Here is a 14,267-nt window from a genome sequence, read left to right as displayed (position 1 = left end):
CTGGCTGATACAAAATAGCAAGTCTAAGTAAATGACTATATTTTAGCTTAAATAGCATTTATGTTTTATATTTTAATTAAATTTTTTAGATTTTAATAATATAAAACCCATTATTTTTGTGATATAATTAAATTGATTTAAGGTTATTTAAACTAAACGGAGGTAGTACTTAATGGAAAATATCGTTCTAAAATCTAATACTAAATTTAAAAACCCGTTAATAGAGCAAAGAGCTGATCCATGGATATATAAACATGATGATGGTTTCTACTATTTCACAGGTTCATACCCGGAATATGATAGAATTATTTTAAGAAAATCTAATACTATTAACGGACTAAGAAATGCAAAAGAAAAAGCTATATGGAGAAAGCATGAAATAGGAGTTATGGGTGCACACATTTGGGCCCCTGAAATACATTATATCAACGGTAGATGGTATATATACTTTGCTGCTGGTGTCTCAGATGATAAATGGCATATAAGGACCTACGTATTAGAAAATGAATCTGCCGATCCAATGGAAGATACCTGGGTAGAAAAAGGAAGACTTGAGACCAATTGGGATTCCTTCACATTAGATGCAACCACGTTTATGCACAATGGAACTCAGTACCTTGTTTGGGCTCAAAAAGATAGAAAAATGGATAATAATTCGAATTTATATATCGCTGAAATGGAGAATCCATGTAAGCTTAAAGGTAACCAGGTTAGACTGACAGTACCAGAATACGATTGGGAATGCAATGGCTTTAAAGTAAATGAAGGCCCTGCTGTAATCAAAAAGAATGGTAAAATTTTTATTTCATATTCAGCTAGCGCTACAGATTATAATTACTGCATGGGACTACTCAGCGCAGATATCCATAGTAATTTATTGGATCCAAAATCTTGGCATAAGTCTCCTACACCAGTCTTCCAGACTAGTGAAGCTACTGGCGAATATGGTCCAGGCCATAACTGTTTTACAGTTTCAGATGATGGCGAAGATGATATTTTAGTATATCATGCAAGACCTTACAAAGAAATAGTAGGAAATCCACTGTATGATCATAATCGACATACAAGAGTGAAGAAATTAGAGTGGAATGAGGATGGTACTCCAAACTTCGGAATACCAGGAGAACAATAAAAGTGGGAGGAAGTGGTTTCCGTCGGCTGAAAAATGCCTTCTCCAACCACTTCCTCCCCTATGCTAACTCTATGCATTTACAAAGTATTATAAGGGTTTCTACTTCACTTCATCCAAATTATTTTTCTTGTTTATATGCTAAATAGTATTTTCTTCAAAGTCACTTTCATATTACTTCGAATATTTTAGTTACAAAACATACATTTCTAAATTTATTTTCTATTTATCAGTGCTCTTAAATTACGTCCTAATACCTTACCATCAAAATAATATTCTGCTAATGATAATTTTTCTAGAGTTTCCTTAAGATGATCCGATAACTCGCTAAAGGGTTTATTGTTTATCATTGCTTCAATATCCTCAGTCTTAAATATATCATCATATTCTTTAACATTATCTAGTCTTGTCCTATATGGAAGGCCTAGAAAAGCGAGATGAACTAGTTGAATATCATTGAGTTCAGGAATCAGAAAGATAGAGACTAGCTGTAAACATATCAATTCAAGAGATTTTAATATAGAGCTTAGTTTTTTTTCTATAAAAAAAGATTTAAATTACATTATCGCGGAAATAGCAGCTTCTTTTGCCAACTTACTGATTTACCACGATATAAGCAGATTAAAAAAATGTAAGAATCCAGATTGTAACTGGTTTTTCCATGATGAAACAAAGAGCCGTACAAAAATATGGTGTGACAATAATTGTGCAAACTTAATGAAAGTAAGAAAATTTAGGAGAAGAAAAAAAGCAGAAAGTAACGAATAAAGATTTATAAGTATATGAAACAGCTATAGCAAGGAACTGCTCTTACAAAGTTGAATTGATATAACGGTGAAGCCTTCAGGGCTATCTGAACTTAATCATTCACAGATAGCCCATTAGACCTCATTTAGACCTTTAATTCAATGGAGTTCTCCACCTTCATTATTTTTCAATTTCACCGTACACTTTAGCTAAAATCTCAGTTCTCTTTTCCAAACCTTCCCTGATAAGATCATCACATATAGTATTAATATCAAAAATGTGATTTTCATTTTCTATATACGCTAGATTAACTCTGACATTAAGCACTGAAGCCTCAATCGCTGCCTGAAGCATAATAGCTGCCACACCGGCGTCGGATATTACACCTTTATTACCGTATTCACAGGTACTTAGGATATAATCAAATATTTCATAAGCTTTTTTCGCAACATTAAGAGGTGCCTCCATAGAAGCTTCATATCCTTCCTGAAGTTTAGCTTTTCTTAGTTTTTGCTCCTCTTCTGTAGTTTTAGGAAGCTTAAATGTGTCCATAAGACTCGTAAAAGCCTGGGCATCCTTATCAATCATATCAAGAAATTCATTTTTAGCATTAATCAGCTTCTGAAGATTGTCATCAACAATCTTCTTGGTTGCTTCATCATAGGATTGATATATTTTTTTATTGACAGTAAGGCTAAAAACCATTGCTCCTAATGCTGCTCCTATAGCCCCAGCTAAAGCTGCAGCTCCTCCACCTCCAGGTGCAGGCAGATCAGAAGATAACTCTTCTATAAATTTGTTTATTGAATAATCTTTATACATGTTATCACCTTTCTTTCATATGATAGGTTTCAAACTCAGCTATTAATTTGTTCATGCGCAAATTAAATTTCAATAATGAAACCTTAGAGTTAAAGGTGTTTTGAATTATGATAATTAGAATTTTTCGTCGGTTATTAAATCTGTAACCTTTTTAAGTTCAGTATACATTATTTTATCTTTGTCAATAAAATCTACAGCTGCTCTAACAGTATCGTATGCTGCTTGAGTACCTTTTCCAAGTTTATATCCTTCTCTGAAATCAATTGCTTGACAAGCAGCCATAAGCTCTGTAGCAATAACCCGCTTAACATTTTCCAAAATGCTTCTGCTCTTTCTTGCAGCTATAGTTCCCATACTAACATGATCTTCCTGATTTGCGGAAGAAGGTATGGAATCTACTGATGCGGGATGCGCAAGTACTTTATTTTCAGACACTAAAGCGGCTGCTGCATATTGAGTTATCATAAAGCCCGAATTCAATCCACCATTTTTAGTTAAAAAAGCAGGAAGATCGTTTAACTGACTGTTAACAAGTCTTTCCAATCTTCTTTCTGATATGTTTCCAAGCTCTGAAAGTGCTATGCCTAAAAAATCAAAACCTAAAGCCATTGGCTGTCCATGAAAATTACCACCCGAAATAACATCACCATTTTCCAATATTATGGGATTATCTGTTACCGAATTCATTTCAATAACAACCTTTTCTTTTACATAGTTTATAGCATCTTTGCTAGCACCATGTACTTGAGGTATGCAACGTAATGAATACGCATCCTGAACCCTAAGCTCTCCTTGATTTGTAATAAAGGTACTGCCCTCGGTTAGCTCTAGAATTCTCTTTGCTGTTACTATCTGACCGTCATGACGCCTTATCATATGAGTTCTTAAATCAAAAGCATCCTTTATTCCTCTTAATGCTTCCAGCGTCAGTGCTGCTGCTATATCACTAATTCTTGAAAGATTTATGCTGTCATATACGTTAAGAGCACCTACAGCTGTCATTACCTGAGTACCATTTATGAGTGCAAGTCCTTCCTTAGCCGCTAGCTGTACCGTAGATATACCTGCCAGCTTCATAGCCTGTGCTCCAGACATTCTTTCCCCTTTATACTCAGCTTCACCTTCTCCAATCATTGGAAGCACCATATGTGCGAGCGGAGCTAAATCTCCTGATGCTCCTAAGGAACCTTTTTCAGGTATTAATGGGTGAACTCCTTTATTAAGCATATCTATAAGTGTTTGCAGCGTTGAGAGCCTTATTCCTGAAAATCCTTTTGAAAGTGCATTGGCTCTTAGTAGCATTATAGCTCTAACGACTTCTGTTGGCAGATTATCTCCTGCTCCACATGCATGCGACATTATAAGATTCCTCTGAAGCTTTGAACAATCGCCTTCTGAAATTTTAACATTGGCAAATTTTCCGAAACCAGTAGTTATACCATAAACAACTTTATTTTCTTTAACAATTTTATCAACAATTTTTCTTGATTGCAATATTTTGTCTTTAGCCTGCTCATCGATTTTCACAGTATATCTTTTTCTTGCTACTGCAGCAAGTTCTTCTAAAGTTAAGCTTTCGCCATTAATAATAATATTATTCATTTATAGTATTCTCCTAACTTATGTATATTTTTCATTTATGCAAACAAAAAAAGGGCAAAACTCACTAACTAATGAGTTTTGCCCCCTAATAAACTAATAACTATGGGCTTAAACTATTCTATTATACTGGATTTATTCCAAGTCCAATGACTTCATGTTCAAATCCCTTTATCGGCGCTCCCATATTCCCATAAAGTACCACGGCCAACCATTCGCCATCTGAACCATCATTGGGTAGTCTAGAGCCTTTAACTACACTGAAAACAAGCCCAGCAGTCCTAAGTACATTTCCTAATCCGACCTGTCCTCTGCATATACCTTCATAGGCTTCAAGTACGGAATGATATAAAGCATGTTCCTGTCTGTATATAGATTCAATAATGTGCTCTTTTTTTGCTGCGGTTTCAATTGCCGCAAAAATTTTAGAGGAATCCATAGCTCCAACTTTACCTTTGATTACTTTATAACCATTGGCTTCAGCAGTTTCTCTAATAAACTTTTCATCTTCTTCCACCGCCATAGAAACAAGCAGAGCAGTTTTTCCTAAACTCAAATTCTCAAACATGGATATTTTCCCTTCTAGCAAAGATTAAGCATAGGAATAACTTACACTTAACAAGGATAAAAGTCAATAAAAATGGTTAACTTACGTATAAATTGATAATCAAGCATATTATGCATCATATTTTTTATATTCTGTCAATTTTAGCTCGAAGATTTTCACTAATATTTACAAGTGGTAATCTCACTTCTTCAGATTTTATTAGTCCCTTTTTATATAGATAATATTTGATAGGAGAAGGATTCGGTTCTTCAAATAGTAATGGTATTATTTTATACAAGTCTTTCCATATATCTAACGCAGCTCTAGCATCATTTTGCTGAGTGTACTCATACATCTTCACAAATTTCTCAGTGTTTATATGAGCTGATGCAAGTACTCCTCCATCACCACCCATTAAAAGTGTATTATAAAGGAATATGTCTTCTCCAGTCATTATGGATAGATTATCAGGTCTATTCATCAATAAATCGGTGGTTTGCTTTATATCTCCGCAGGCATCTTTTATTCCGATAATATTTTTAAGTTCAGCTAGTTTTCTTATTGTAGAATTTTCTATATTCCTTCCGGTTCTATAAGGTATATTATAAAGAACTATATTCAAATCAGTAGCTTCTGATATTCTTAAAAAGTGTTCATATATTCCTCTTTGATCTGGTCTATTGTAATAAGGTGATACCGATAGAATTCCCTGTACCTTATTTCGTTCAGCGATTTTTAGCATCTTAACAACCTTATGAGTGCTGTTTCCGCCCATTCCAACTATTACTGGTACTCTACCATTTACGTACTCCATAGTTTTCTCAATTAATTCTTCATATTCATCTTCTTCTAATGTTGGTGTTTCACCTGTAGTTCCTAATGGCATCAAACCTGATATACCTGTAGGTATATAATAATCTATAAGACTCCTATATGATTCAAAATCTACCTTATCATTTACAAATGGCGTTACTATTGGAAGCCAAACTCCGTTTAATTTCATTAATTTACCTCCTAGATCATATTGTTCTGACTGGTGTCTAGAACTAAATATTTCAATATTATAATACGCTGTTATTTAGTATATGACAGTACAAAAAAACAAATTCTAATTTATAACTGGTTACATCTTAAATTGATGTTCCGGGATAAAATAAAAAAACCCTCACCTCCAAGACCTAATGTCTTGGGGACGAGAGAATATGCTTCGTGGTACCACCCCAGTTTATCATTATGTCACCATAATGACCTTTTTAAGTACGGCAAATAATTACTACTTATACTCTAGCTCTGTAACGGGAGCTCCCGGCACATCCTACCCCTCAAAGCTGAGGCTCAGTGTGAAGCTTGGAGACCTTCTTCAGTATAATATTTATTACTCCTTTTCAGCTTACGGAGCTCTCTTGAAATAAACATTATATTTACTCTTCTCTTCATAGCTTTTTTAACCATTACATTTAATTTATCACAATTCTAAAAAAACATCAATAATAAATTTTAAAATATGATAATTTCACTAAATGATGAAATATGGCAATTTTGGAATTTGACCTACTTACTTTTATAAAGTATACTGCTTTATTGTGAGTATGCAACGGATTTTTATGGAAAAATACTTAATTGAATATTGAAAGCTGGTGGACATAAATGCATCTCAATTTACTAAAGCAAAACACGGAAAAAAGACGTGACATGATTCTTAACGGCTCTATTACGTCTACAATTTTCATGTTATCAGTACCAACCCTCATGATGGGAGTGGTTCAATCGATTATGCCAGTGATGGATGGTCTTTTTATTAACAATATTCTTGGAACTGTGGCTGCTAGTTCTATAACCTACTGTACACCGATAATAAACATGCTGGCAGCATTAGCTCAAGGCTTAAGTGTAGCTGGTATGGCTATAATCGGACAACTTAATGGCAGAGGAAGATATAAAGAAGCAAAAAAAGTTTCTGCTCAAATTTTTGTATTTGCTTTTTCTTTAGGATGTTTAGCTGCCCCTATATTGTTTTTGGTATCTTTTCCAATATCCTGGAAAGTTAATAGACAGATATCATCAGATGTATTTTTATATCTTTCTTTAAATGCATTAGTACTGCCTTTTTCGTTTTTGGAATCCATTTATAATGCTGTGAAAAATGCGGCTGGAAAACCAGAAGCAACGTTTATAAGAATGGTTATAATGCTTATCTTAAAAATACTGTTCAATATAATTTTCATACTGCTTATACCAATGGGAATAACAGGGGCTGTCGTATCTTCGTTAGCAGCAAATATATTGATCTGTATCTGGATGTATTATGAATTGTTCATAAAAAAAAGTGATGATAAACTGCAAATTAATGGTTTTAAATTTGATAAAAGCATAATAAAAAGGCTTTTAAGACTTGGAATCCCATCTATGCTATCTAGCGTAATGCTTAACCTGGGATTTTTCCTTATCAACAATGAAGTAGAGAAATACGGACCAATAGTATTAAATGGACAAGGCATTGCAGGTAACATAACTTCTATATGCTTTATATTACCTTCCTCTTTCGGCTCGGCTATTACTACAATGGTCAGTATGAATGTAGGTGCAGGACAGGGCAAAAAAGCAAAAAGCTCCTGCTGCATCGGTTGTGTTATCAGTGCGATAACTGCGGTTATCTTGATAGCAATAGTCGTTCCTCTATCTTCACATATAACAATACTTTTTACTCATGAAAAAGATGTACTTGCTATCGCAAATAGTTCACTGCACATATATACTTATTCAGTTGTCGGCTTCGGTGTATGCATGGTAGAGCAAGGGGCCTTCATAGGTCTTGGCCGTACAAGGATACCGCTTGTTATAAGCATTTTGAGGATATGGCTTTTGCGATATGTATTTATATTGGCAACAGAAAAATGGCTCACATTCTATTCAGTATTTTGGGGAAATTTATTTTCTAATTATATGTCAGCAGTTATAATTACAATACTGATCTTAAAAATTAAGTGGGTTTCTGTGCTGCAGCCAAGAAAATAAAATAGTTTGCTGACACCACAACTCTTTTTAGCATACTATTTACTCATACTAAAAATATTTCTGAAAATATATTAATAATGAATTAAGAATAAAGAATGAGTAATTATGGTTAAAATTCAGCTATGCTGAATTTCTTCCTTCATTCCTCATTCACAATTTCTAACTTTCCTTATAATATACTTTTCGAAGAATTGAAACATACTCATTTAATTGACCAAAGGCCTTAGCGATATGCTCGTATCCGTTATCCTCCATGGATTTATATAAGGAAATATATTTCTCAGCAATACCAGTTAAAGATGCGATTATTAATTCTACAGCTTTTTGCTTATCGATGTCTTCTCTAAAGAGTGTATAATTGATATTTTCCACAATTAACTTATAGCCTTGAGAATAAAGTTTGTTATACCTGACCATAATATCAGCTTTTATTTCATCATGAATATTTACAAATGCACTTGCAAAGAACTGGTAAGCTATTGGTTCTTCCGCTGCAATAGAAAGCCTTAATTTAGCCCAATCTAAAATTCGATTAAGAATATCAGGATTATTATCCTTCATCCGCTCTAGCATCAAATTAACATAAAAATCAATTGCGTAATCTAATATATATAGATAAAGATTTCTTTTGTTCTCAAAGTAGTTAAACAGAGTTCCTTTTGAAATACCTGCATTTAAAACTATATTATTAGTAGACGCATTGATGTAGCCATTTTTGCTGAATTCATTAATGCAGGCATCGATTATTTTTTTCTTCTTCTCTTCTGAAAGCTTTTCAAAATTATTGTTCATTTACTTTTTTCACCGCCTATGTTTATTTACCAGCAGCCTGCTATATATTCATAAATTTCTTGGGGCAAGGGCTGTTTATTAATCCATGCTGCCAGTATATCATTAAACAGTTCTGGTCTCGCAAGTGAAATGCCATGGCTTACACGAGGCACGATATATCCTTTACAGTTTGGATTTGATTTCACAAGAGCAATTAAAGATTTTTTTATCATTCCTGGTTCTTTAGAACCAACAAGAACTAATGAAGGCACCGTCATTTGTTTAAAACTATCTACTAATTTATAATTAAAATACCCAATCATTAAAGTTGAAAATGTTTTTGCTGTGATGTGCTTTGAGTCCTCATAATATTTTTCAAAATCCTCATCACCAATATACATATATTTAGCTTGGAGCCTTGCAAATTTTCTGTTTTTTGCAAGAGGCATTGACCACTTTGTCATTAATGGAATAATAAAATTTAAGAACTTTAAAGGTTTAATAACACAGCTGTTTATCAAAGCAGATTCCACTAAATCCGGTCTTATACTTAGAATATCTACAACTATCTGCCCTCCAAGTGAAAAACCAACCAGTATGACTTTTTTTCCGTTAACTCTTTCTTCAATAATATCAATGATTTTTTCCGAACAAGCTCTGGTTGATACATACTCTTCAGAAATGCTTTTTCCATGACCAGGCAGATCAACAGTCAAACAGTAAAATTGATCTTGAAAAAATTCAACTTGTTTGTTCCACATCCAGCTTGCAACTCCTGCTCCATGAATAAAAACTATAGGTTTTTCTGATTTATTTCCTGACTCACTATAAAATAACTCCATACTAATCAACTCCATTGACCACATGGTCATTTAATAATTTTATTATATTCCCAAATGACCATGTGGTCAACTTATTGTTAAAATTTTTTTTCTAAAACATAATAAGAGCCCGGAACATTTATATTCCAGGCTCCATCTCTATATAATATTAATAATTTATAACTGAAGTTTTTTCTTCATCAATCTTATTGGTAATGCGATCTTTAAAAATAGGAATTAACGATATAGCTGAAATAGTGACTATTATTCCTGAAATGAGAAGAACTATTCCAACTGGACAATAATTAATTACTGCAGAACAGCACATTGTACCTATGGGCACGGAAATTGTACACAAGATTCCTAAGGCACTCATCACTCTACCCATCTTATCTTTATCAACAAGTGTCTGAAAAAGAGTTGATATTCCTACACTAGCCATTGAAACTCCTATACCTATTACACTAGCAAAAACTAAAATAACATAAAACGAGTTACTAAACATGCCATACCCCATAAGTCCAATACCTTCCAATGCTAATCCAGCTATAGCAATTTTATATTTATTTTTCATAACACCTAAAAAAATAATAAATCCTCCTGCAAGTGCACCTATACCTACTGACGATTCAAGCATACCTAGCCCTACTGAACCTCTTTGCAGATTTTTACTGATAACTGCAGAATAAATCGTAAGAGGTGCTAAAAAGAAATTTATAATTAAGCCACCCACAAATACTAAATGAAGCAGTGATCTGGTTTTGGTGATATACAAAATTCCTTCTTTCATCTGAAAAAAGAATTTTTCATTTACAGCTTTTCGTTTATTAACAGCTGGTACAGTTATAAAACTTTCCATTAGTACAGCAATCAAAAATGAAATCCCATTAATTAAAAATAAAATCCAAATATGAAAAGCAGCTAGTAATATACCCGATAGCACTGGACCTAAAATTGTACAAGCTCTATTCGTAATTTGCGATAGCGAATTTCTTTTTGTCAGATCCTCTTCTTTAACTATAAGGGGCCAGATAGAGCTAATAGCAGGCGAAAACATAGCAGCCACAGAAGATGTCAAAATCATTATAAGATATAATCCATAAATTGAAATCATATCTTTAGCAATAAAGAAGCACGTAAGCAGCATTATGATGCCATTAATCAGGTCGCTAAACATAATAATCTTTTTCTTATCATATCTATCTGCAAATACTCCTGCAACAAGTCCAAATAGAATTGTTGGTATAGTATAACACACAACGCTAACTCCCATAGCCATTGAAGATCCTGTTTTTTGAAGTATATACCACATTATTGCTAGTTCATATAAACTATTCCCTAATTGAGATATCACTTGTCCTATCCAAAGTAAAATAAAGTTACGGTTACTAAATAAATTTGCATTTTTCATTTATCTTCCTCCATCATGATCGTATATGCATTTCGATATAAATCGAACATCCTTCCAAAAAAATAGTATAAAATTATACTATTTAGTTAATAGTTTCTCAAATCTAGTTAATATCTCATTAATCCTATTGTTGTCTACTTCATAATATATCTTATTATCTTCACGAATAGAATTTATAATCCTATATTTCATTAGAAGACTAAGGTGATGAGATGTAGTAGAATTTGCAAGGTTTAATTTTTGAGCAATTTCATAACCATAGTAATCATTTTGATTCAAGAGCTGAATTATTTTAATACGCTTTTCATCAGAAATACATTTCAGTGCTTCGATAATTTCAGCTTTCTCCTCCTGCTGCAAATCAGAATCAAGTAAATCCATGCCAAAGATTGCAAGAAGAATATTATCATCTGAACAAGATATACTAGTAGTTGTACTATAGAAATATGAAGGCACCAGTATGATTTCTTTTATATCTTTAACATAGTCATATTTTATTGATAGTATCTTTTCAATTTTCTGAAAATCGTCGTTCTCTAGGCTTTGTTTAATATTCCTAAGGCTATCTTGCTGGAATTTTCTGATGTCCTCCATTTTTTTTACAAAAAACTGTTCATAAAATGCTGATATTAATTTTAGAAATCTTTTCTTAGTATTTTCAGCATCGCTGTACAAATAAAACAGCTTCCATTTCTCCTGTTCCTGAAGACTGCCTTTTTTTATAATTTCCATAGCCTCATCCAGGCTTTGAATATTCTCAATAAATTTAGTATCAATTTCTTCATCATGATATCCAGTTTCCATAAATTTCATAACCATTTCTTTAGCAGTCACTTCTTTTGAAAAGAAATCTATAAATTCATGAACATCTTTATGCATCCTGTATTTCCAGATGGACGAATTTAAGCTCAATCCAAAGAAGCTGTCAATATTGAAAAATATATCAAGTTCCTTTTTCATTTCCTCTGACATGCTGCTTCTAACGTAATGAATCCAACTGCCATGTTTTTCTGATACTTTATCTTTTAGCTTTGTCTCTTTTGGCATCAGCTGCTCATAATTTTGAACTCTAAACATTGCTGTAATTAATTCGTAAACCATTGAGGTCTCTACATATACATTATTAAAAATATTATCCATACTGTTACCTCCTCACCGCATCATATGATTAAATTCAAGAGCTCTATAATATATAGAATATTATTAGTTTCGATATATGTCAAGTATTACTTTCGATTTATATAGAATATCCTTCTAGTTTAATTGAATAAATCAGTTTCTTCTGTTTCGCAGGTTTATGAGCTGAGATTAGATTTATTTCGTTTTTTAAAATTTTCCTTGACTTACACCATACTCTAACAGTTATACTGAAATCGTATTTAATTACACTTAAACATAAAAATGAAAAAGAGGTTATAGAATATGGAAAAATCAAAAGTTTATTTTACAGACATGCATGTGACTTCACGTGAAAATTTGCAGCAAAAGCTAACTAGATTAATCAAGACTGCCGGAATAGATCAAATCGATTTTGAGAGAAAGTTTGCGGCTATCAAAATTCATTTTGGAGAACTTGGCAACTTGGCTTATTTACGTCCAAATTATTCAAAAACTGTTGCCGATGTTATAAAATCGCTGGGTGGTAAACCTTTTCTTACCGATTGTAACACTTTATACGTCGGTGGAAGGAAGAATGCCTTAGACCATATTGATACTGCATATGTAAATGGATATTCACCTTTTTCAACTGGATGCCATGTTATAATAGCTGACGGGCTTAAAGGCACAGATGAACAATTAGTGCCAGTTCAAGGCGGAGAATATGTAAAAGAAGCTAAAATAGGACGTGCAATAATGGATGCGGATATAGTAATATCTCTCAGTCACTTTAAAGGACATGAGCTAGTTGGTTTCGGAGGTGCACTTAAAAACATTGGAATGGGCTGCGGTTCTCGTGCAGGAAAAATGGAGATGCACAGCAATGGAAAGCCGAGCGTAAATCAGCAAAGCTGCGTTGGCTGCGGTTCCTGTGCTAAAGTTTGCGGTCAAAGCGCAATAACAATAACTGATAAAAAGGCTTCAATCAATCATAATTTATGTGCAGGTTGTGGGCGCTGCATAGGTGTCTGTCCAATGGATGCAGTTATGCCAGCTTCGGATGAATCCAACGATATACTTAATAAGAAAATGGCTGAATATGCTTATGCAGTTTTAAATGGACGCCCTCATTTTCATATAAGTTTAGTTATTGATGTTTCACCATTTTGTGACTGTCATGCTGAAAATGACATTCCTATCGTTTCAGATATAGGTATGTTTGCATCATTTGACCCAGTAGCACTTGATGTTGCTTGTGCAGATGCAGTTAATAGACAGCCAGCTATTTCTGGAAGTCTTCTTGAAAAGAACGGGCACAGCCACAAGGATCATTTTATGGATGTAAGCCCTGAGACTGATTGGACAGTAGCCATCGATCATGCAGTTAAACTTGGCCTCGGTAAAAAAGATTATGAATTAATTAGAATATAAAAAATGGTTGCACCCTATGTCGGCTAGTTCCGCTTGGTTTAAGGCCTAAATGGCCTTTAACGGGTTATCTGCGAATGATAATGAGCATGTTTAGATAACCCAGTAGCAATTTTACCGCATCTTTTAGGCAAATTTCCTAATGGCTCATAACTCGGCTGCGCCTCAAACAATTCGCCATCTTAACGGAAATTTGCCTAAAAGACACGGATAATTGCTAAACTCACTCCAAATGCCTCCGTCGGATGTAACCATTTTTAATGCCCTAACTCTTAATATTAACAAGATGCTTTTATTATACTGCTTCTGTTGCCTTCTTATCTTAATTCTCTAATTTCAAAATATATTACCGTTTCTTGTTAACTTCTTCGTAAACACGTTGTATCGTTTTTTCATTTAATAACCACCTCTTCTCCTATTTAGTGGTGTATCTTGATATTAATTAAAAGTTATCCACAATTGGAAAAAATCATAAATTCCTCACTAGTGTTCAGAGAATGGAAATGAAATCATATTGACAAGATAAATAGAAAACTTTAGTAGCGGATCCAAAATTTTAGCATTTAAAAAAGTCAGTATCCTTAGTAAAGTAATGTTTGGACAAACTTTTAAGGAGGATACTGACTATTGAAAAAACAAGATAATTATACACTATTATTGTTATTCGCCAAGTCAAATTACAGTCACTTTGCCAAGAAAAACTACAGTTTGCAGGAAAAAAACAAGCACCACAGTGAAAATGACTATGGTGCTTGTTTTTTAGTAGAAACGTACTTTTTTCTTGTTAAATTTAAGTTTAGGAGCAATAGCCTTAAGTGCATAGGCAACGGTTATACCGTCGACTTCTCCCAAAATTCTAGTAAGCTGTTCTATATTCCA

The 14,267-nt window shown here is 33.4% G+C and carries 14 protein-coding genes and 1 other annotated feature; of the genes, 4 read left to right on the top strand and 10 right to left on the bottom strand.

Annotated elements, in window-relative coordinates:
* Window positions 1-172: 172 nt before the first annotated feature.
* Window positions 173-1,132, top strand: a complete 960-nt coding sequence (locus tag CLORY_RS08795) for a glycoside hydrolase family 43 protein (RefSeq protein WP_079423368.1) — start codon at window positions 173-175, stop codon at window positions 1,130-1,132.
* Between the two features lie 212 nt (window positions 1,133-1,344).
* On the opposite strand, the gene CLORY_RS23965 is transcribed toward CLORY_RS08795, so the two are convergent.
* On the bottom strand, window positions 1,345-1,479 hold the full coding sequence (locus tag CLORY_RS23965; protein WP_278335310.1) for a hypothetical protein: 135 nt from the start codon (window positions 1,477-1,479) through the stop codon (window positions 1,345-1,347).
* Between the two features lie 106 nt (window positions 1,480-1,585).
* Here CLORY_RS23965 and CLORY_RS08790 point away from each other — a divergent pair, with 106 nt between their 5' ends.
* Entirely contained in the window at window positions 1,586-1,897 is a 312-nt protein-coding gene (locus tag CLORY_RS08790) for a CGNR zinc finger domain-containing protein (RefSeq protein WP_207652184.1), read from the top strand.
* Window positions 1,898-2,056: 159 nt separating this feature from the next.
* Here CLORY_RS08790 and CLORY_RS08785 read toward each other — a convergent pair whose 3' ends face one another.
* The 4 genes from CLORY_RS08785 to dapA all read right to left on the bottom strand — a co-directional run bounded on the left by CLORY_RS08785 (window position 2,057) and on the right by dapA (window position 5,847).
* Window positions 2,057-2,698, bottom strand: coding sequence for a cyclodeaminase/cyclohydrolase family protein (locus tag CLORY_RS08785; protein WP_079423364.1), 642 nt, complete (start codon window positions 2,696-2,698; stop codon window positions 2,057-2,059).
* 114 nt (window positions 2,699-2,812) lie between these two features.
* The gene (gene hutH / locus CLORY_RS08780) at window positions 2,813-4,300 is read right to left on the bottom strand and encodes a histidine ammonia-lyase (protein WP_079423362.1); all 1,488 of its coding nucleotides are present in this window, start codon (window positions 4,298-4,300) and stop codon (window positions 2,813-2,815) included.
* A 121-nt stretch (window positions 4,301-4,421) separates the two neighbouring features.
* Window positions 4,422-4,865, bottom strand: a complete 444-nt coding sequence (locus CLORY_RS08775) for a HutP family protein (protein WP_079423360.1) — start codon at window positions 4,863-4,865, stop codon at window positions 4,422-4,424.
* 124 nt (window positions 4,866-4,989) lie between these two features.
* Window positions 4,990-5,847 carry a 4-hydroxy-tetrahydrodipicolinate synthase gene (gene dapA, locus CLORY_RS08770; RefSeq protein ID WP_079423358.1) on the bottom strand — a complete coding sequence of 286 codons (858 nt, stop codon included), beginning with the start codon at window positions 5,845-5,847 and terminating at the stop codon, window positions 4,990-4,992.
* 182 nt (window positions 5,848-6,029) lie between these two features.
* Window positions 6,030-6,290 (bottom strand) — a binding site (T-box leader).
* Between the two features lie 201 nt (window positions 6,291-6,491).
* On the opposite strand from dapA, the gene CLORY_RS08765 reads away from it, so the two are divergent.
* A complete protein-coding gene (locus CLORY_RS08765; RefSeq protein ID WP_079423356.1) occupies window positions 6,492-7,859 on the top strand; it encodes an MATE family efflux transporter in 1,368 nt (455 codons plus the stop codon).
* 159 nt (window positions 7,860-8,018) lie between these two features.
* On the opposite strand, the gene CLORY_RS08760 is transcribed toward CLORY_RS08765, so the two are convergent.
* The 4 genes from CLORY_RS08760 to CLORY_RS08745 form a co-directional block, all read right to left on the bottom strand.
* On the bottom strand, window positions 8,019-8,651 hold the full coding sequence (locus CLORY_RS08760) for a TetR/AcrR family transcriptional regulator (protein WP_079423354.1): 633 nt from the start codon (window positions 8,649-8,651) through the stop codon (window positions 8,019-8,021).
* 26 nt (window positions 8,652-8,677) lie between these two features.
* Window positions 8,678-9,472 (bottom strand): alpha/beta fold hydrolase, encoded by a 795-nt coding sequence (locus tag CLORY_RS08755; protein WP_079423352.1) that lies wholly within the window; start codon window positions 9,470-9,472, stop codon window positions 8,678-8,680.
* A 148-nt stretch (window positions 9,473-9,620) separates the two neighbouring features.
* On the bottom strand, window positions 9,621-10,862 hold the full coding sequence (locus CLORY_RS08750) for an MFS transporter (RefSeq protein ID WP_079423350.1): 1,242 nt from the start codon (window positions 10,860-10,862) through the stop codon (window positions 9,621-9,623).
* Between the two features lie 78 nt (window positions 10,863-10,940).
* Window positions 10,941-12,002 (bottom strand): ArsR/SmtB family transcription factor, encoded by a 1,062-nt coding sequence (locus CLORY_RS08745; protein WP_079423348.1) that lies wholly within the window; start codon window positions 12,000-12,002, stop codon window positions 10,941-10,943.
* A 282-nt stretch (window positions 12,003-12,284) separates the two neighbouring features.
* Between CLORY_RS08745 and CLORY_RS08740 the strand changes: the two genes are divergently transcribed.
* Window positions 12,285-13,391 carry a DUF362 domain-containing protein gene (locus tag CLORY_RS08740; protein ID WP_079423347.1) on the top strand — a complete coding sequence of 369 codons (1,107 nt, stop codon included), beginning with the start codon at window positions 12,285-12,287 and terminating at the stop codon, window positions 13,389-13,391.
* Between the two features lie 756 nt (window positions 13,392-14,147).
* Here CLORY_RS08740 and CLORY_RS24315 read toward each other — a convergent pair.
* A complete protein-coding gene (locus CLORY_RS24315; protein ID WP_479723561.1) occupies window positions 14,148-14,261 on the bottom strand; it encodes a hypothetical protein in 114 nt (37 codons plus the stop codon).
* Window positions 14,262-14,267: the final 6 nt, after the last annotated feature.

Source organism: Clostridium oryzae, assembly GCF_002029235.1.
Taxonomy (GTDB): Bacteria; Bacillota; Clostridia; order Clostridiales; family Clostridiaceae; genus Clostridium_AE; species Clostridium_AE oryzae.
The sequence above is the reverse complement of the archived record's forward strand: the minus strand, read 5'-3'. Positions and strand labels throughout refer to the sequence as shown.